18 protein-coding genes are annotated in these 19,265 nt (G+C 66.5%); 3 read left to right on the forward strand and 15 right to left on the reverse strand.

Annotated elements, in window-relative coordinates; all coding sequences use genetic code 11:
* Positions 1-94: 94 nt before the first annotated feature.
* The 8 genes from dapA to U4Y88_RS15365 all read right to left on the reverse strand — a co-directional run bounded on the left by dapA (position 95) and on the right by U4Y88_RS15365 (position 7,358).
* Positions 95-1,000 carry a 4-hydroxy-tetrahydrodipicolinate synthase gene (dapA, locus tag U4Y88_RS15330; protein ID WP_321784842.1) on the reverse strand — a complete coding sequence of 302 codons (906 nt, stop codon included), beginning with the start codon at positions 998-1,000 and terminating at the stop codon, positions 95-97.
* A gap of 45 nt (positions 1,001-1,045) precedes the next feature.
* The gene (locus U4Y88_RS15335) at positions 1,046-1,717 is read right to left on the reverse strand and encodes a class I SAM-dependent methyltransferase (protein ID WP_321784844.1); all 672 of its coding nucleotides are present in this window, start codon (positions 1,715-1,717) and stop codon (positions 1,046-1,048) included.
* A gap of 10 nt (positions 1,718-1,727) precedes the next feature.
* Positions 1,728-2,930, reverse strand: a complete 1,203-nt coding sequence (locus U4Y88_RS15340) for a tryptophan--tRNA ligase (RefSeq protein WP_224013847.1) — start codon at positions 2,928-2,930, stop codon at positions 1,728-1,730.
* A 4-nt stretch (positions 2,931-2,934) separates the two neighbouring features.
* The gene (locus U4Y88_RS15345; RefSeq protein WP_224013845.1) at positions 2,935-3,600 is read right to left on the reverse strand and encodes a site-2 protease family protein; all 666 of its coding nucleotides are present in this window, start codon (positions 3,598-3,600) and stop codon (positions 2,935-2,937) included.
* Positions 3,601-3,723: 123 nt separating this feature from the next.
* Complete coding sequence (locus U4Y88_RS15350) at positions 3,724-4,359, reverse strand: L-threonylcarbamoyladenylate synthase (protein ID WP_224013843.1); 636 nt, start codon at positions 4,357-4,359, stop codon at positions 3,724-3,726.
* Between the two features lie 191 nt (positions 4,360-4,550).
* Positions 4,551-5,381, reverse strand: a complete 831-nt coding sequence (locus U4Y88_RS15355; RefSeq protein WP_224013841.1) for a 3',5'-nucleoside bisphosphate phosphatase — start codon at positions 5,379-5,381, stop codon at positions 4,551-4,553.
* A 95-nt stretch (positions 5,382-5,476) separates the two neighbouring features.
* Positions 5,477-6,373, reverse strand: coding sequence for an alpha/beta fold hydrolase (locus tag U4Y88_RS15360; protein WP_321784845.1), 897 nt, complete (start codon positions 6,371-6,373; stop codon positions 5,477-5,479).
* A 70-nt stretch (positions 6,374-6,443) separates the two neighbouring features.
* Entirely contained in the window at positions 6,444-7,358 is a 915-nt protein-coding gene (locus U4Y88_RS15365; RefSeq protein ID WP_321784847.1) for a ferritin-like domain-containing protein, read from the reverse strand.
* 276 nt (positions 7,359-7,634) lie between these two features.
* Here U4Y88_RS15365 and U4Y88_RS15370 point away from each other — a divergent pair, with 276 nt between their 5' ends.
* The 3 genes from U4Y88_RS15370 (at position 7,635) to U4Y88_RS15380 (ending at position 9,783) form a co-directional block, all read left to right on the forward strand.
* Positions 7,635-8,159, forward strand: coding sequence for a gamma carbonic anhydrase family protein (locus U4Y88_RS15370; protein ID WP_224013835.1), 525 nt, complete (start codon positions 7,635-7,637; stop codon positions 8,157-8,159).
* Between the two features lie 60 nt (positions 8,160-8,219).
* Positions 8,220-9,167: an Hsp33 family molecular chaperone HslO gene (gene hslO / locus U4Y88_RS15375; protein ID WP_224013833.1), complete on the forward strand. Its 948-nt coding sequence runs from the start codon at positions 8,220-8,222 to the stop codon at positions 9,165-9,167.
* A gap of 265 nt (positions 9,168-9,432) precedes the next feature.
* Positions 9,433-9,783 carry a hypothetical protein gene (locus U4Y88_RS15380; protein WP_321784955.1) on the forward strand — a complete coding sequence of 117 codons (351 nt, stop codon included), beginning with the start codon at positions 9,433-9,435 and terminating at the stop codon, positions 9,781-9,783.
* A 137-nt stretch (positions 9,784-9,920) separates the two neighbouring features.
* On the opposite strand, the gene ftsB is transcribed toward U4Y88_RS15380, so the two are convergent.
* From ftsB to U4Y88_RS15415, 7 genes are all read right to left on the reverse strand, one after another.
* On the reverse strand, positions 9,921-10,349 hold the full coding sequence (gene ftsB, locus U4Y88_RS15385; protein ID WP_224013831.1) for a cell division protein FtsB: 429 nt from the start codon (positions 10,347-10,349) through the stop codon (positions 9,921-9,923).
* Positions 10,350-10,450: 101 nt separating this feature from the next.
* Positions 10,451-11,734 carry a phosphopyruvate hydratase gene (gene eno / locus U4Y88_RS15390; RefSeq protein ID WP_224013829.1) on the reverse strand — a complete coding sequence of 428 codons (1,284 nt, stop codon included), beginning with the start codon at positions 11,732-11,734 and terminating at the stop codon, positions 10,451-10,453.
* A gap of 418 nt (positions 11,735-12,152) precedes the next feature.
* Positions 12,153-13,007, reverse strand: a complete 855-nt coding sequence (gene kdsA / locus U4Y88_RS15395) for a 3-deoxy-8-phosphooctulonate synthase (RefSeq protein ID WP_027814924.1) — start codon at positions 13,005-13,007, stop codon at positions 12,153-12,155.
* Positions 13,004-14,668, reverse strand: a complete 1,665-nt coding sequence (locus U4Y88_RS15400; RefSeq protein WP_224013827.1) for a CTP synthase — start codon at positions 14,666-14,668, stop codon at positions 13,004-13,006. The genes kdsA and U4Y88_RS15400 overlap by 4 nt, the downstream gene beginning before the upstream one ends.
* 175 nt (positions 14,669-14,843) lie before the next feature.
* A complete protein-coding gene (locus U4Y88_RS15405; RefSeq protein ID WP_224013825.1) occupies positions 14,844-15,647 on the reverse strand; it encodes an alpha/beta fold hydrolase in 804 nt (267 codons plus the stop codon).
* Entirely contained in the window at positions 15,644-18,310 is a 2,667-nt protein-coding gene (locus U4Y88_RS15410) for a ComEC/Rec2 family competence protein (protein WP_321784849.1), read from the reverse strand. Before U4Y88_RS15410 ends, U4Y88_RS15405 begins: the two co-directional genes overlap by 4 nt.
* A gap of 70 nt (positions 18,311-18,380) precedes the next feature.
* Entirely contained in the window at positions 18,381-19,169 is a 789-nt protein-coding gene (locus U4Y88_RS15415) for a TatD family hydrolase (RefSeq protein WP_321784957.1), read from the reverse strand.
* Between the last annotated feature and the right edge of the window lie 96 nt (positions 19,170-19,265).

Below are 19,265 nucleotides of genomic sequence, written 5' to 3' on the forward strand. Positions count from 1 at the left end.
TGATACCAGGAACGCTAAGCCTCGGTCTGCCAGAAAACTGTCAGCGCTTGGGCGATGGCGACGTCGATTGAAAATTCGGCGGCTTGGCTGAGGATCAGCCCAGCAGACCGGCTTCGCGCAGCGCCGTGCGCACCACGTCGTGGTAGCGCGCGTCGAGCGGCGTGAGCGGCAGACGGATGCCGCTTTCGATGCGGCCGAGTTCCTGCAGCGCCCACTTCACCGGAATCGGATTCGATTCGATGAACAGGTTCTTGTGCAGCGACAGCAGCTTCATATGGATCTCGCGCGCGGTCTTCGCGTCGCCGGCGATGGCGGCCTTGCACAGGTCGCTCATCTGACGCGGCGCGACGTTGGCCGTCACCGAGATATTGCCGTGGCCGCCCAGCAGCATCAGCGCAATCGCGGTGGGATCGTCGCCGCTGAAAATCTTGAAGCCTTCCGGCGCGTGCTTGATCAGGTGCGCCGCGCGGTCGATATTGCCCGTGGCTTCCTTCACGCCGACGATGCCCGGCACCTGCGCGAGGCGCAGGATGGTCTCGTTCGTCATGTCGGCGACGGTGCGGCCCGGCACGTTGTACAGGACGACCGGCAGATCGACCGCCTCCGCGATCTTCGCGAAGTGCAGGAACATGCCTTCCTGGGTCGGCTTGTTGTAATAGGGCACGACCTGCAGCGTGGCCTGCGCGCCGACTTCCTTGGCGTGCTTCGAGAGTTCGATGGCTTCGGCGGTCGAATTGCCGCCCGCGCCCGCGATGATCGTCATGCGGCCCGCAGCGTGCTCGACGGCCGTCTTGACCATCAGGATGTGCTCTTCGACGTTCAGCGTGGCGGACTCACCGCTCGTGCCGACCACGACGAGACCATCGGTCCCCTCTTGCGCGTGCCAGTCGATCAGTTTGCGGAACGCCGGCAGATCGAGACTGCCGTCTTCGTGCATGGGGGTGACGATCGCGGGAATGCTACCGCCGAGCGTAATGCCGTCCTGAGTGCCGTTAGCCATTGAAACGTCAGAAAAAAGAGTACGTTAAACCGCGATTGTAGCGGATTAGCCGGTCAGATCGTAACGCGGTACGGGTAGTACCTGAGTCGCAGCCCCGTTACCGGAATTTTCGGCCTGTTTTGCGTCCGACCCCGAACGCGGCGCAGCAGCAGATTTTTCCGCTTCGCGCACCGCGCAGATCCGCTGAACGAACGCCTCACGCGGTTGTGAGAGGAATCCGTCTTCGTAGGCGATTACGCGCAGTGCGGGCGCACAGATCGCCAGCAGCTCACCCGCCGCCAGCAGGAATGCGGGATTCGACGGTTTTCCGACCGTCTCGTTCCCTTGCGCGAAAGTTTCGTAAATAAGTACGCCGCCTGGCGCGAGCGCATCGATGAGCCGCGCCATCAGCGGACGATGCAGATAATTCGTGACAACAATGCCGGCGAAGCGCGCGTCGTCGTGCAGCGGCCAGGGCGCGCCTTCGAGGTCGCACTCTAATGCGCCGATGCCGGGCACGTCGCGCATCGTGGCGAGCGCCGCGCCGTCGCGGTCGAGCGCGGCCACCGGATGGCCGCGCTGCGCGAACCAGCGCGCGTGCCGGCCCGCGCCGCAGGCCAGATCGAGCACCGTGCCGCCCGGCGCGACGAGGTGCGCCCAGCGGCGCACCCAGGGCGACGGCTCGCCGAGCCCGTGCATGCCCGTCGCAGCGGGCGTGGACCCGAACTTGAGCGTCATCGCGCGCGCCTTAGTTGTACGAGAGGCCCATCGCCTCGCGCACGTCGCGCATCGTTTCCGTGGCGTACTTGCGCGCGCGGTCGCAGCCGTCGGCGACGATGGCGCGCAACAGCGACGGATCGTCCATGTACTTCTGCGCGCGTTCGAGCATCGGCTGCTGCTCGCGCAGGATGCCTTCGATCACCGGCTGCTTGCACTCCAGGCAGCCGATGCCCGCCGAGCGGCAGCCCTTCTCCACCCACTGATGCGTCGGCTCGTCGGTGTAGACCTGATGCAGCTGCCACACCGGGCACTTGTCCGGGTCGCCCGGATCGGTGCGGCGCACGCGGGCCGGATCGGTCGGCATGGTGCGCACTTTCTTTTCGATCGACTGCGCGTCTTCGCGCAGCGCAATCGTGTTGCCGTACGACTTCGACATCTTCTGGCCGTCGAGGCCCGGCATGCGCGACGCCTCGGTCAGCAGCACCTGCGGTTCCGGCAGGATGATCTTGCGCGAGCCTTCGAGATAGCCGAACAGGCGCTCGCGGTCGTTCATCGACAGGCTCTGCGATTCGGACAACATCGCGCGCGCCTGTTCGAGCGCCTCATCGTTGCCTTCCTGCTGGTAGGCGTTGCGCAGCTCGTGATAAAGCTTCGAGCGCTTGCCGCCGAGCTTCTTCGCGGCCTCGTTGGCCTTCTCCTCGAAGCCCGGCTCGCGGCCGTACATGTAGTTGAAGCGGCGCGCCATTTCGCGCGCCATTTCGACGTGCGGCACCTGATCCTCACCGACCGGCACGAGCGAGGCGCGGTACAGCAGGATGTCGGCGGCCATCAGCACGGGATAGCCGAGGAAGCCGTAGGTGCCGAGATCCTTGTCGCGCAGCTTCTCGATCTGTTCCTTGTAGGTCGGCACGCGTTCGAGCCAGCTAAGCGGCGTGCTCATGCCGAGCAGCAGCGCCAGTTCGGCGTGCTCGGGCACCCGGCTCTGGATGAACAGCGTGGCCTGATTCGGATCGATGCCCGATGCGAGCCAGTCGATCAGCACGTCCCAGACGTTTTTCTCGATGACATCCGGCGTCTCGTAGTGCGTCGTGAGCGCGTGCCAGTCGACCACGCAGAAGAAACACGGGTATTCGGACTGAAGCCGGACCCAGTTTTTCAGCACGCCGTGGTAGTGGCCGAGGTGCAGCGACCCGGTGGGCCGCATGCCGGAGAAAATACGGTCTGGGAACATGATGTTATGAGAATAGCGATACGAGGGGACTGAGGATGACGTTCAGGGCCAGTTGACCGACCTGAACCAACGGATACATCCAGAAGCGCGTGAAAACGCCCGTCAGCATGAGCGCCATGACGATAAAGAAACCATACGGTTCAATCCGCATGAGCGCAATGTTCGCGCGCGGCGGCAGCAGCGCCGCCAGCACGCGCCCGCCGTCGAACGGCGGCAAGGGGAAAAAATTGAGCACGCAGAGGACGATGTTCACGGTCATGCCGGCGCGTGCCATCAGCAGAAAGAACGGCTCGTCGATGCCGATCACGCTCAGCGCGATCAGGAACACGCCCCACACGATCGCCTGCACGAAATTGCAGAGCGGGCCCGCGGCGGACACCCAGAGGCTGCCCCAGCGCGGATTGCGCAGGCTGTTGAAGTCGATCGGCACCGGCTTGGCGTAGCCGAACACGAACGCGCCGCTCGTGAGCACGTACAGAATGAGCGGCATCGCAATCGTGCCGACCGGGTCGATGTGGCGCATCGGGTTCAGCGAGACGCGCCCGAGCACGTAGGCCGTGTTATCGCCGAGCAGGCGCGCAACGTAGCCGTGAGCGGCTTCGTGCAGCGTGATCGCGAAGATGACGGGCAAGGCGTAGACGGCGAGCGTCTGAATGATCGTGGCTTCCATGGCGGCGTATTGTAACAACGCGCTAGCGGCGCGCCGCACCGCGCGCGGCCGGATCGTCGTCCAGATGCGCAACCTGATGCGCGCGAAGCCGTGAAAATGCCCGCCCTGCCCGCATGACCGGCATCACGCTTCGGCTTCCAGACCGAACGGCGCGAGCGAACCTCGGCCCGCGCGCACGAGCACCGGCTCCGCGCCGCTCAGATCGACGATGGTCGACGGCTCCCACGGACACGCCCCGCCGTCGATCACCAGGTCGAGCTGTTTTTCCAGCCGTTCGCGGATCTCGTCGGGGTCGTTGAGCGGCTCGGTGTCGGGCGGCAGGATCAGCGTCGAGGCGAGCAGCGGCTCGCCCAGTTCTTCGAGAATCGCGAGCGGAATCGGATGCCCCGGCACGCGCAGCCCGATGGTCTTGCGCGACGGATGCGAAAGGCGCCGCGGCACCTCCTTGGTCGCTTCGAGCACGAACACATACGGCCCCGGCGTCACCGATTTGATCAGCCGGTACTGGCGGTTATCCACCATCGCGAAATTCGCCAGCTCGGACAGGTCGCGCACCATCAGCGAAAGCAGCGCCTTTTCGTCGAGATGACGAATGCGGCGCAGGCGTTCGGCGGCGTGTTTGTCGTCGATGCGCGCGGCGAGCGCGTAGCTCGAATCGGTGGGCAGCGCGATCACGCCGCCGTCGCGGATGATCTGCACGGCCTGCTTGACGAGGCGCGGCTGCGGATTCTCTGGGTGAAGCCGAAAAAACTGTGACATGGCAGTAATCAGCTGACGAATTCAGAACAGTCGGGACGGCGGACGGGCGGCGCGCAGGCGACGAGCAAGGCGCACGCGTTATCGTAAAGCGTAGCGAACGGGCGAAGCAGACGTCGCGCGGCGGTACAAGGCGCGGACCGCGCGGCGGAAATAGCGAAAACGGGCCAGCGGGACCACGCGGTGCGCGCGGCCTAGAGCCAGCGCTCCCAGACGGGCTTGAGGTCGGAAGGCAGCGGCGGCAGCGTGCCCGGCTCGATGGCGTCCGGGCCTTTGGCGTGAAAGTCGGAGCCGCGCGAGGCCTCGAAGCCGAAGCGGCGCGCGACGGCGGCGTACTCGCCGTACTGGTCGGGCGTGTGGCTGCCCGTGACGACTTCGATGGCCTTGCCGCCGAAGTCGATGAATTCGCCGAAGAAGGTGTCGAATTCGAGCTGCGTGTAGTTGTAGCGGCCCGGATGCGCGACGACGGCCTCGCCGCCCGCGGCCTTGATCCACGAGACGGCATCGGCCAGTTTCGCCCAGCGATGCGCCACGTAACCCGGCTTGCCCTCGCCCAGCCAGCGCGAAAATGCATCCTGCGTGTTCTGTGCGCGGCCGGATTCGACGAGGAAGCGCGCGAAGTGCGTGCGCGAGATCAGGTCGGGATTCGAGACGTACTGGAGCGCGCCCGCGTAGGCGTCGGCGATGCCGAGTTCCTCGAGCCGTTCACCGATTGCCTCGGCCCGCGCCGCGCGGCCGTCGCGCGTGCGCGCCAGCCCCTCGGCGAGCGCCGGACACGCCGGATCGACATGCAGGCCGACGATATGCACCGTGCGCGACGCCCACGTGACCGAAATTTCGACGCCCGAGAGATAACGCATGCCGAGCGCTTCGGCGGCTTCGCGCGCCTCGCGCTGGCCGCCCAGCTCGTCGTGGTCGGTGAGCGCCCACAGCGTCACGCCGCCCGCCTTCGCCAGCTGCGCGACGGCAGCCGGGGCCATCTGGCCGTCGGAGACAGTGGAATGACAGTGGAGATCGGCGTTCATTGTGGGCGTCTTGAAAATGAAGCCTTATTTTACTGCAATGCGGCGAAGCCGTCCGGGCGCGTTCGGGCCTTGCTCAAAGCCGGTTCAAGCGCCTTTCAAGGGGCGCAGAACGCCTCGATGAGGCGCGCAATCGCCTCCGGTTGATCGTGATGGACCATGTGCCCGGCGTCGTCGATAAAGCGCTCGCGCCAGTCGGGAAACGCCTCGAAGCGGCGCTTGAACTCCGCGATCGGCACCTTGCCCGCGATGCGCGCGAGCGTTTCCGAATCGGTGGCCTCGACGTGCAGCACCTTCGCGCGCACCTGCGCCCAGATCGCCATGATTTCCTCGAGCCGGTAGAGCACGGGATTGACCATCTTGTGCGCCGGATCGCCGAGCAGCATGTAGCCCTCGCCCTGCGCGCCGCTCACCGGCTTCGACCAGTGCTGCGCGAGAAAGCGCGCCCGCGCGGGCAGCAGGCGCGGATTCGTTTTCGTGAGGCGCGCCGCCACGTCGTCGAGCGTCTTGTAGGGGCGCAGCTGCGGCGGCGCGCGCATTTCGTCGAGCCACTCGCGCACGCGGCCCGGCGCCTGTCTGGGCGTGGTCGCGGGCATGCCGAAGCCTTCGAGATCGACCACGCGCCGCACCCGCTCGGGCCGCACGCCCGCATAGAGGCAAACCACGTTCGCGCCCAGGCTGTGCCCGACGAGATTCACCTCGCCCTCGGGCGCGTAACGATCGAGCAGCGCGTCGAGATCGGCGAGATAGTCGTGGAACCAGTAGTTGCCGGCGCCGCGCTGCGCGACCGGCCAGTCCGACAGGCCAAAGCCGCGCATGTCCGGCGCGATCACCTGCCAGTCGCCGCCCAGCGCGTCGACGACGAACTGGAACGAGGCGGCCACGTCCATCCAGCCGTGCAGCATGAAAAGCGTGGGCGCGTCCTCGGCGCCCCAGCGGCGCACATGCAGACGGATGCCGTTCACGTCGACGAATTCGGATCGGGAAGGATTCATTGCGTTCGCGCAGAAAAACGAATGGTCGTTCGATTATATCGGCAGGTTCTGACAGATGGGGAGCCGATGTTTAGCGATCGGCGGCGGATTCGGCGGCGGCTGGCGCGGCGTCCTGCGCCTTCAGCGTTTCGAGTTCGGCGTCGTCGAAGCCCGCCGAGCGGCGCGCTTCGAAGTTGAACGGGCCGCGCATCTTCGGCGCGTGATACTGCGCCGCGAGTTCGAGCCAGGCCGCATGCGGATCGAGGCCGCGCGCCGCGCACAGATGCCGGAACCAGTGGTTGCCGATGCGCACGTGCCCTACTTCGTCGCGCAGGATGATGTCGAGGATCGCGGCCGATTCGTCGTCGCCGGCCTGCTTCAGACGCGCGCGGATCGGCGGCGAGGCGTCGAGTCCGCGCGCTTCCAGCACGCGCGGCACCAGCGCCATGCGCGCGAGCACGTCGCCGCTGGTGCGCTCGCACATTTCCCAGAGGCCGTTATGCGCCGGGAAATCGCCGTAGACATGGCCGTAGTCCGCCAGCCGCTTGCCGAGCAGCGAAAAGTGATACGCCTCCTCGGCCGCCACCTTGAGCCAGTCGGCGTAGAAGTCCGCGGGCATGTCCGCGAAGCGCCAGACCGCGTCGAGCGCCAGATTGATCGCGTTGAATTCGATGTGCGCGAGCGCGTGCAGCAGCACGACGCGCCCTTGCGGCGTGCTCATGCTGCGGCGCTGAAGGCTGCGCGGCTCGACCAGATCCGGGCGCGCGGGACGGCCCGGCAAGTCGGCGGGGGCGCTCAGCGCGCAGTCGGCCTGCCAGTGCGTGACGCCGCGCGCCGCGCCGTCCTGGGCGAGCGCGTGGAGCGCCGTCACGGCCTCGGCCTTGGCGAGCGGATCGCATTCGCGCAATGCCGCAAGCGCGGCGGCACGCCAGCTGGCCTGCGGCGCGGCGGCATCGACGGGCAATTCGGCGCTATCGCGCGCGGAGTCGGAAAATACGGAATTCATCGTCGAACGGGCAAAAAACGGCAAAAAAGCAGTCAAAACTGGCGATAACGAGGTTCAAACGCGTGATTCACATCGTGATCCAGTAAAAGCGCGCGCCCCGCGCACCGCCCCGGCACACTCCGGCGGCCTCGCGTGCGAGGCCTGCCGCACGCTGCACGCGCCCCATGCCAGGCGGACTGCGCACGCAACCGTTTACAATACGCGATTCACCCGCCCTGCGCCGCCCGCGCCCGTTCGCGCGCCGCAGCCCCGCAAGACAAAAGGAGACGCAACACCGTGGCCATCTACAAGCTTGGCGAAGCCGCACCCACCATTCACGAAAGCGTGTTCGTCGCGGACAACGCGACCATCGTCGGCAAGGTCGAACTCGCCGAAGACTCGAGCGTCTGGTTCGGCGCGACGCTGCGCGGCGACAACGAGCTGATCTCGGTCGGCACGCGCAGCAATGTCCAGGAAGGCGCAGTGCTGCATACCGACCCCGGTTTCCCGCTCACGCTCGAAGCCAACGTGACGGTCGGCCATCAGGCCATGCTGCACGGCTGCACGGTCAAGGAAGGCGCGCTCATCGGCATTCAGGCGGTGGTCTTGAATGGCGCGGTAATCGGCCGCAACTGTCTGGTTGGCGCGGGCGCGGTGGTCACCGAAGGCAAGGTGTTCCCCGACAACTCGCTCATTCTCGGCGCGCCGGCCAAGGTCGTGCGCGAGCTCACCGAGGCCGACATCGCCGGCCTCAAGCGTAACGCGGACGTCTACGCGCAACGCCGCGAGTATTTCAAGGCGCAACTCGTGCGTATCGGCTGACGGCATCGGGCCGCCATGCCGCGCGAGCGCGCCGCACGCATCGAAACGAAGGAAAAGATTGTGAACGACCAGTTGCAGAAATTCATGTTCAGCGCCGCTCCGGTGCGTGGCGAGATCGTCTCGCTGCGCAACACGTGGCAAGAGGTGCTGACGCGCCGCCAGTACCCGGCGCCGGTGCGCACCGTGCTCGGCGAAATGATGGCCGCGTGCGCGCTGCTCTCCGCGAACCTCAAGTTCGACGGCACGCTGATCATGCAGATCCTCGGCGAAGGCCCGGTGCGCATGCTGGTCGTGCAGTGCAGCTCCGACCTCTCCATGCGCGCCACGGCGCGTCTGGCCGAAGGCGTGGAAACCGTCGCTGACGACCTCACGCTCGCGGATCTCATCAACGTGAACGGCCGTGGCCGCTGCGTGATCACGCTCGATCCGGCCAACAAGCATCCCGGCCAGCAGCCCTACCAGGGCATCGTGCCGCTCAACGGCGAGGAAGGCCCGCTGAAGTCGATCGCCGAAGTGCTCGAGCACTACATGCATCACTCGGAACAGCTCGACACGCGCCTGTGGCTCGGCGCGAACGACGACCGCGCCGTCGGCATGCTGCTGCAGAAGCTGCCCGGCGACGGCGGCATCGTGCCGCATCCGCACGAACTCGACGCCGACACGTGGGAACGCGTCTGCACGCTCGGCGGCACGCTCACGCGCGAGGAACTGCTCGAACAGGAGCCGGAAACGCTGTTCCGCCGCCTGTTCTGGCAGGAGAACGTGCAGCATTTCGAGCCCGCCACCACGCGCTTCCTGTGCAGTTGCTCGCGCGAGAAGGTCGGTTCGATGCTCAAGATGCTGGGCCGCGAGGAAGTGGACAGCGTGATCGAGGAGCGCGGCCACGTCGAGATTCACTGCGACTATTGCAACCAGCGCTACGAGTTCGATCCCGTCGATGTGGCGCAACTTTTCGCCACGCCGGGGCTCTCAGAAGGAGTCTCTCCCGCAGCGGACCAGCGCCACTGAGCCACCGATTGCCTCCCCGGCTCATGGCGCACCGTCTCCCGCCACGGGGGACGGCGCGGCCGCGTAGCACGTTGGCGCCGCGCACATCATGAGCCGCATCAAGGATGCCGATTCGCGCCGCGCCCGCGCTGCTGCAAGTCAACGCGCCGGCATCCGACCGATAAAGGGAAGCAAGACGATGAGAACGAACCTCGGGGCTGCATTACCTGCCTTCGCGGCGCGCGCCCTGCGCCGCGCCAGAGCGCTGATCGCCACCACCACGCTGATGTCGCTGATGACAACCTGCGCGGGCGTGGTGCTGATGAGCGGCTGCACGCTCGATCCGCCCGGCCCTTCGCCGATCTATAGCCGCCTGCCCGCCGATCAAGCGGGCGCCACGGCCACGCAGCCGCAGGCCGGCCCCGCCCTCACGCCCGAGCAGCTGCGGCGCTACGACGAGATCGACCAGCAGGCGCTCGCCGAGTCCGACCGCGCCGCGACCGCCGAAGCCGCCGCGCAAGCCTGGTCGCGCGCCTACACGCCGCCCGTCAACGTCTACGGCAGCTACTACAGCGGCGGTTGGGGAAGCGGATGGGGCACCGGAATCGGCTACGGCTATCCGGGCTGGGGTTGGTGATGCGCGTGCGCGCGTAAGCGCAAGCGCAGCAGGGCCGACGCAACACCACGCGGCAACAAAAAAGCGCGGCATCCATCGGATCGCCGCGCTTTTTACATCGACGCCAGATACCGCGTCGATCGAGTCACCCAAGTCGCTCAGCCTGGCTTCTTCTTCGCATCCTTGCTGGCGTGCCCGTGCCGCTTCTCGGGCACGCGCGACACCGGATTCGGCACCACCTTGACGGGCGCCGCCGACATCTCGCCACGCGTCGACGTATTCGACGACCCCGCCGGCGTGGCCGGCAGCGGCTGATTCGGCGAAACGAACTGCACGAACACCTCGCCGTCCTTCACCATACCCATCTCGTAGCGCGCGCGCTCCTCGACGGCCGCGGTGCCGTTCTGCAGATCCTGCACTTCGCCCGCGATGCGTTCGTTGCGCAGTTTTTCGTCGTCGTTCTGCTTTTGCTGCTGCGCGAGCTGCCCTTGCAGTTCGTGCACGCGCAACCAACCGCCGTGGCCCCACCAGAGCGGATACTGGATCAGCGCGAGCAGGATGATCAGGACGACAGTGACAAGCCGCATGGATGGTGCCGGATAAACATACGCCGCCCTGCGCTGAACGCAGGGCGGCGAAGAGGGATGACGAAGGGTGACAGCAAGGCTGCTGTCGCGTTCAGGTCCGCTTAGCGGAGGTTATAGAACGCCGACTTGCCCGGGTAGCTGGCGATATCACCGAGATCTTCCTCGATGCGCAGCAGCTGGTTGTACTTCGAGATGCGGTCGCTGCGCGAGAGCGAACCCGTCTTGATCTGACCGGCGTTCAGGCCGACGGCGATGTCCGCGATGGTCGAATCTTCGGTTTCGCCCGAACGGTGCGAGATCACGGCCGTGTAGCCCGCGCGCTTCGCCATTTCGATCGCTGCGAAGGTTTCCGTCAGCGTGCCGATCTGGTTGATCTTGATCAGGATCGAGTTGCCGATGCCCTTCTCGATGCCTTCCTTCAGGATGCGCGTGTTGGTGACGAACAGGTCGTCGCCCACGAGCTGAACCTTCTTGCCGAGCTTGTCGGTCAGAATCTTCCAGCCTGCCCAGTCGCTTTCGTGCATGCCGTCTTCGATCGAGACGATCGGGAACTTGTCGGCGAGCGTTGCGAGGTAGTCGGCGAATTCGGCCGACGACAGTTGCAGGCCTTCGCCCGCGAGCTGGTACTTGCCGTCGTGGTAGAACTCGCTGGCCGCGCAGTCGAGCGCGAGCAGGACGTCTTCACCGGCGCGGTAGCCAGCCTTCTCGATGGCTTGCAGGATCGTCGAGAGGCATTCGTCGTTGCTGCCGAAGTTCGGTGCGAAGCCGCCTTCGTCGCCGACGGCCGTGCTCATGCCGCGATCCGAGAGGATCTTCTTGAGCGCGTGGAACACTTCCGCACCGCAACGCAGCGCTTCGCGGAAGGTCGGCTGGCTCACCGGCACGATCATGAATTCCTGAATGTCGAGGCTGTTGTTCGCGTGCGCGCCGCCGTTGACGATGTTCATCATCGGGACCGGCAGTTGCATCGCGCCCGAGCCGCCGAAGTAGCGGTACAGCGGCAGGCCGGCTTCTTCAGCAGCGGCCTTCGCGACGGCCATCGACACGGCCAGCATCGCGTTCGCGCCGAGACGCGACTTGTTGTCGGTGCCGTCGAGTTCGAGCAGGGTCTTGTCGAGGAAGGCTTGTTCCGATGCGTCGAGGCCCATGATCGCCTCGGAGATTTCGGTGTTGATGTGCTCGACGGCCTTCAGCACGCCCTTGCCGTTGTAGCGGCCGGCTTCGCCGTCGCGCAGTTCGATCGCTTCACGCGAGCCCGTCGACGCGCCCGACGGCACAGCCGCGCGGCCCATCGTGCCCGACTCGAGCAGCACGTCGCATTCGACGGTGGGATTGCCGCGCGAATCCAGAATCTCGCGACCGATGATATCTACGATTGCACTCATGGTTTCCTCAGGAAATGACAGTAATTCTTGCGAGACACACACCATCTGCTGGTCCGGCGAAGCGCGGTCTACGCGCTCGTGCGGGACACACCGTCACATGGGACAGGCGGCGCGGTCGTCGGGTTCAACTTGTTGCGGCGCGAGGGTTATACACTTTGTAACCGCTGCGCCGCCACGCTGCCTTGCACATCTGGCGCGGCGCGGTTCCCGTCCTGCGCAGCATGGCATCGCTTGATGACACCTGCTGCGCCGGCGGGCCGCTCGCCGCGGCTCCTCCATCGCGCCGCTCATGCAATCGAAGCGGCGCGCGATGCTACAGAACGGCTGGAAAAACTTCGCGATCGATCAACGCTCGCGATAAAGCCATACGACAAAGCGCACGGCGCGCATGAAGCGCGCCGGAGCCTTACTGCTTGAATCAGTTGAAGTCGTTCTCGAGGAACGGCGTGCGCTTGACCGCCTGGTCGAGCGTCACGAGCGTTTCGAGCAGGTCGGCCATGCGGTTCAGCGGCACGGCGTTCGGACCGTCGGACTTCGCTTGCGCGGGGTTCGGGTGCGTCTCCATGAAGAGACCCGCCACGCCCGTGGCCACGGCCGCGCGCGCGAGCACCGGCACGAATTCGCGCTGACCGCCCGAGCTGGTGCCCTGGCCGCCCGGCAGCTGCACCGAGTGCGTGACGTCCATCACGACCGGCGCCGCCGTCTCGCGCATGATCGCGAGCGAGCGCATGTCCGACACGAGGTTGTTGTAGCCGAACGAAACGCCGCGTTCGCAAGCCATGAAGCGGTCTTCCGACAGACCCGCTTCACGCGCCGCGTCGCGCGCCTTGTCGATCACGTTCTTCATGTCGTGCGGCGCGAGGAACTGGCCTTTCTTGATGTTGACCGGCTTGCCCGAACGCGCGCACGCGTGGATGAAGTCGGTCTGACGGCACAGGAACGCCGGCGTCTGCAGCACGTCGACGACCGAAGCCACCGGGCCCACTTCCTCTTCCGTGTGCACGTCGGTCAGCACGGGCAGGCCGAGCTGGCGCTTCACTTCGGAGAGGATGCGCAGGCCTTCGTCCATGCCGAGACCGCGGAACGACTTGCCGCTCGAACGATTGGCCTTGTCGAACGACGACTTGTAGATGAACGGGATGCCGAGCTTCGCCGTGATTTCCTTCAGGCGGCCCGCCGTGTCGATCGTCATCTGTTCAGATTCGACGACACAGGTGCCTGCGATCAGAAAGAACGGCTTGTCGAGGCCAACCTCGAAACCGCACAGATTCATGCTTTCTCCTGGGCGCGCGACTGCTGCTGGTGCGCAACCGACGCTTCGACAAACGCCTTGAACAGCGGATGGCCGTCACGCGGCGTGGACGTGAATTCCGGGTGGAACTGAACGCCGACAAACCACGGGTGCATGTCGCGCGGCAGTTCCATCATTTCCGGCAGGTCTTCAGACGGCGTACGGGCGCTGATGATAAGGCCACCGGCTTCGAGCTTGGGCACGTAGCCGTTATTGACTTCATAACGGTGACGGTGACGCTCGTTCACGTCCTTGCCGTAGATTTCCGAAGCGAGCGTGCCCGGCTTGATCGGGCAACGCTGCGAGCCGAGGCGCATCGTGCCGCCCAGGTCCGAATCTTCCGAGCGCTTCTCGACCTTGCCTTCGCGGTCGGCCCATTCGGTGATGAGCGCGACAACGCGATCCGGCGTGTCCGCGTCGAATTCCGTGCTGTTCGCGTGCTTCAGGCCCACGACGTCGCGCGCGAATTCGATCACGGCCAGCTGCATGCCGAGGCAGATGCCGAGGTACGGCACCTTCGATTCGCGAGCGTACTGGATGGCCTTGATCTTGCCTTCGGTGCCACGACGGCCGAAACCGCCCGGCACGAGAATCGCGTCGAGATGCTTGAGGCTGTCCACGCCCTCTTCGTCGATCAGTTCCGAGTCGATGTACTCGATGTTGACCTTGGTGGAGGTCTTGATCGATGCGTGACGCAGCGCTTCGATGAGCGACTTGTACGACTCGGTCAGGTCGACGTACTTGCCGACCATGCCGATCGTGACTTCGTGCTGCGGATGCTCGAGCTTCTCGACCATTTCGGCCCACATCGACAGGTCGGCGGGCTTGGCGGACAGCTTGAGTTCGTCGCAGACGATCGAGTCGAGACCCTGGTCGTGCAGCATCTGCGGAATCTTGTAGATGCTGTCGGCGTCCCACACCGAAATGACGGCGTCTTCGGGCACGTTCGAGAACATCGAGATCTTCGAGCGCTCGTCGTCGGGAATGCGGCGGTCTGCGCGGCACAGCAGCACGTTCGGATAGATACCGATTTCGCGCAGCTTCTGCACGCTGTGCTGCGTGGGCTTGGTCTTGAGTTCGCCGGCCGTGGCAATGAACGGCACCAGCGTGAGGTGCACGAAGCACGCGCTGTTGCGGCCCATGCGCAGGCTCATCTGACGCGCGGCTTCGAGGAACGGCAGCGATTCGATGTCGCCGACCGTGCCGCCCACTTCAACGATCGCCACGTCGGGTTCGCCGCACGTCGCGGATGCCGCGCCGCGCTCGATGAACGCCTGGATTTCGTTGGTGATGTGCGGAATGACCTGCACCGTCTTGCCGAGATAGTCGCCGCGGCGTTCCTTGCGGATCACCGATTCGTAAATCTGGCCCGTGGTGAAGTTGTTGGCCTTGCGCATCTTCGTGCTGATGAAGCGCTCATAGTGGCCGAGGTCGAGGTCGGTCTCCGCTCCGTCTTCCGTCACGAACACTTCGCCGTGTTGAAACGGGCTCATCGTGCCGGGGTCGACGTTGATGTAGGGATCAAGCTTGAGGAGGGTGACTTTCAGACCGCGCGATTCGAGGATCGCGGCGAGGGAGGCGGCGGCAATACCCTTGCCAAGGGAAGAAACTACGCCGCCGGTGACGAAAACATATTTGGTCATCGCTGGATGCTCGCGGGAAAAACGGATTATACCGTAAAGCAAGGGCTAACCCTGAATTTTGAAAGAGCATCTTGCGAGACGGCGCGCGGCGCGAATGAAGCGTGCGCCGAATTGATCGCGCCCCGCCAGGCGGCGGCCGGCGGGTCTCTATCAGGCACGCGGCGAGGACGCGGGCCTAGCCGCCGTTATCCATCGCGTAGAGCATGCGCTGCACCGCGCGCGCGGTCTCGATGGGCCGCTCCATCGGATAGAGATGGCTGCCTTCGATCCACTCGAAACGCTCTCCCGCGATGCGCCGCGTGGCCCCGAGGCCGACCTGCCTCACCTCCTTCGAATGCGTGCCGCCGACGAAACTCACCGGCACCGGCGAGCCATGCGCGAGGCGCGTGCCGAAGGTGTGCGGCAGCGTGCGGTAGATGAGGTATTCGGTGCGGCGGTCGAAGGCCAGCGTGCGTGCGCCGTCAGGCGAAGTCTGAGGAATGCCGAAGTCGATGTAATCGGACAGCACGCGTTCGTCCCAGCGCGCGAACGCCGGCTTCGAATAGAAGTGGCGCCAGGCCTCGTCGCGGCTCGCCCAGTTCGTGCGGCGCGTGCGCGTGGCGGCGGCGGGCGACAGGCGCTCGTCGAGCCCGGTCCACTGCGAGACCCGCAGCATGCCGCTGCGCCAGCCCGCGATCACCGGCGAATCGAGCATCACCACGCCCCTGACCCACTGCGGCTTCCTGAGCGCCGCCATCAGCGAAAGATAGCCGCCGAGCGAATGCCCGACGAGCCAGACCGGATGCTCATAACGGCTGCCGATGTCCTCGATCAGCTGCTCGACGAGGTGCGGCCAGTCGCGCGTGACGGGATAGCGTGCGTCGTGGCCGATGCGTTCGATATAGCGCAGCTCGTAGGTGTCGCCGAGTTCGGCGAAGAAGGTGCGATACGTCGAGGCCGGAAAGCCGTTCGCGTGGGAAAAATGGATGACGTTCTTCAATCTGTGTCTGTCTCCGTTTTGTCCGTTCTTGTTGGATTGTCGTTATCGCTGCCGTTGTCGTTCGCACGCGGCGCGCGGCCCGCGGGCGCCGCCTTCGGATCGTCCATCCAGTAGCGCCGGCGCGTGTCGCGAAAGCGCTCGACCGTCAGCGCGCCGGGCGCGGCCTCGATGCGCGCCGCGCCATCCCAGTCGCTGCGCGCAAGCGCGATGTGGCGCGCCGCATACCGCGCATAGACGCCGGGATAAGGATGATGAAAGCGATTCAGGAAGCCTACCTGAAATATCGCGACGAGCGGCCAGACAGAATCGAGGAACGGTTCAGTCGACGACGTGCGGCTGCCGTGGTGCGGCACGACGAGGATCTGGGCGCGCAGATTGTCGATGCCGCGGGCCATAAGGGTGCGCTCGGTGCGGGCCTCGATGTCGGCGGCGAGCAAGGCCGCGACAGCGTTACCTGGCGCGGGCGCGGCGAGAGGCGTTCCGGCCGTCGTCACGCGCAGCACGCAGCAATGCGCATTGGGTTTCCCGCCGAGCGGCCCGGCGTCGGGCCAAAGCACCTCGAAGGTCACGCCATCCCACTGCCAGCGCTGCCCTGCGGCGCACTGCACGCGTTCCGCCCCACGTGCGTGCGCGCTCGCCCACAATGGATGCGCGGGCAGAATGCCGGCCACGAACTGCCGCACCGGCAGCGCATCGAGCACGGCCTGCGCGCCGCCCGAGTGATCGGAGTCGTCGTGGCTGATCATCAGCATGTCGAGGCGCGTCACGCCGTGCGTCTGCAGATAAGGAACGACGAGCCGCTCGCCCGCATGCGTGGACTCCGGCCCCGGTCCGGCATCGAACAACAGCGTGTGGCGCGCGGTCTCGACCAGCACCGAAGTGCCCTGCCCGATATCGAGCGCCGTGAGCCGGAACGCACCGTCCGGCGGCCCGCCCGGCGACGACGCGAGCAGCGGCAGCCACGTGAACGGCGCGAGCCAGCGCAACGGCCAGCCGCGCGGCGCAAGCATCCACGCGACGCCGACCGCCGCGCAGGCCAGCGCCCAGCCGGACGGCTGCGGCAACCGCAACAGCGCCCACGGCAGCCCTTCGAGCGCGCCGAGCGCCATCGCGAGCCGATCGAGCAACGCGTGCGCGGCGTGCAGCGCGAAGGCGTCGAACGGCGCAGGCAGGACCGCGCCCGCGAGCACCGTCGGCGTGACCAGCATGCTGACCCAGGGAATCGCGAACGCATTCGCCAGCGGCCCGATCAGCGGAATCTGCAAGAACCAGTACGCGGTGAGCGGCGCGAGCGCGAGCGTGACCGCCCATTGCACGCGCGCGCCGTCGTGCAGACGGGCCGCGAAGCGTCGGGCGGCGCGCCGCCAGCGCTGCCGGTCGACGTATGAAGCGAAGCGCCCGCCCCTCGCCTCTGATGCCGCGTCGTCCTTATCACGCATCGGATCGATTTCGTCGGGCGTGGGTTCGGCGTCGTCTTCGCGGCGCACGCGCGGCGCGCCGCTCGCCGCATACAGAATGGCCCCGACGGCGCAAAACGACAGCCAGAAACCCGGCGCGGTCACCGCCCACGGATCGCGCAGCAGCACGAGCCCGAGCGCCCACGCCAGCACGTGCGAGCGCGACACCTCGCGCGAACCCAGCAGCGCCAGCGCCGCCACCGCGAGCATCCAGAGCGCGCGCTGTACCGGTACGTTGAACCCGGCCAATGCGGCATAGGCCGCGCCCGCGCACAGCGCCCCCGCCAGCGCGACCTTCTGCGCGGGCACGACGAGCGGCGCGTCGACGCCGCGCCAGCGCGCGCGCCGCCAGATCGCACCTGCGAGCCAGCCCGCGAGTCCGGCGACAAACGCGAGATGCAGCCCCGAAATCGCGACGAGATGACTCGTGCCCGTGTTGCGCATGAGCCGCCAGTCGGCGTCGCTGACGTCGTCCTGTGCGCCGGTCGCGAGCGCCACGACGATGCCGCGATGCGGCGCATCCGCCAGCACCGCGCCGATCCGCGCGCGCACCGCCGCCCGCCTTTGCTCGATCGCGATGCCGATGCCCTGCGCATCCCGAGGCAGTCTCTGCGCATGGGCGGCATCGCTGACGTAACCGGTCGCGCGCACGCCTCGCGCGAGCAAGGCCGCTTCCGTATCGCGCAGATCGAAATTGCCCTCGCCGTGCGCCGGTTTGAGCCGCACCGTCAGCCGCCAGCGCGCGCCGGGCACGAGCGGCGGCACGGGCGCGTCGCGCGCGATCCAGTTCAATTGCAGCAGACGCGGCGGATGCAAGGCGCTCGCGGCCCGCTCACGCCCCGGCCACGATTCCACCGCAAAGAGAAAGCGCGCCGAACCTTCGCCGAAGGCGGGCATGCGCGCGATAGACCCCGTTACGTCGACGTCACGCGTCTGCCAGGCTTGGGGCAGCGTTTCAACGAGACGGATTTCCGCGCGCCACGCCGCGTAACCGAATCCGGCGCACGCCGCAGCGATCCCAACCGCCGCCCATCCCGCAAACCGCCACACGCGCCCGCGCGCGCCCCGCCGCAACAACCACGTACCGCCGATTGCCGCGCCGACCATCAACGCGATCAATCCGCACCACGCACCGCGTCCCGGCAACGCAGCCTGCTGTTGCAGCGCGATCACGCCAAGCGCGAATCCGCACCACACCGCCCGCATAGCGCCTCCGCGAAACGGCGGCGCGAGGCCTCAACAAAACCCGCCGTTTCGCGCGCCACCCATGCGGAAATTATGCAGACGAAAGCGCGAGCCGCGGCAGCGCAGCCGCAGCGTTAGCCGTCGTGCCAAGGGCGATATCCTCGGGCGCCACGCCCCGCAAGGCCGCGAGCACGGCGCCGATGCGCGGCACCTGGTCCGGCGTGTTGCGCTGCTTGTAGAGCCAGGACGGCGAGATATCGGGCGCATCGGTTTCCATCACGATCGCGTCGAGCGGCAACTGCTCCGCGAGCCGGCGGATCTGCAACGCGCGCTCGAAGGTCAGATTGCCGCCGAAACCCAGATGCATGCCCTGCTCGATAAACGCGTGCGCCTGCTGAAAACTGCCGTTGAACGCGTGCGCGATGCCGCGCTTCACGCCGTTCCGACGCAAGCCCGCGAGCACCTTATCCTGCGACTTGCGCACATGACAGATCGCGGGCAAATCGAACTCGCGCGCGAGCTTCAGCTGCGCGTCGTAGATGAATTGCTGACGCTGCGCGTCGAGCCCCGGCACGAAAAAATCGAGGCCGATCTCGCCGATGCCCACGAACTTCGGATCGTCGAGGCTCGCTTCGATTTCGGCGCGCAGCGCGTCGATATCCTCGTCGCGCGCCTGCGGCGTATAAAGCGGATGGATCCCGAGCGCGTAGACCGCGCCCGGCGTGCGCCGCGCGAGCGCACGCACGGTTTCGAAGTTCGCGCGCGCCACCGCCGGAATCACAATGCGCGTCACGCCCGACGCCTGCGCCGCCGACGCCACCGCATCGCGGTCCGCGTCGAACTCGCCGGCATCGAGATGGCAATGCGTGTCGATCCACATGGTCAGGCGCTCCGTCGATAAACACCCAAAAACAAGGCCCGCGAATCGCGCGGCCAAACAGCGACGCAACTCGCGGGCCCGAGGCGTCGCGCATGG

This window comes from Paraburkholderia sp. J94, assembly GCF_905220285.1.
Classification (GTDB): Bacteria; Pseudomonadota; Gammaproteobacteria; order Burkholderiales; family Burkholderiaceae; genus Paraburkholderia; species Paraburkholderia tropica_A.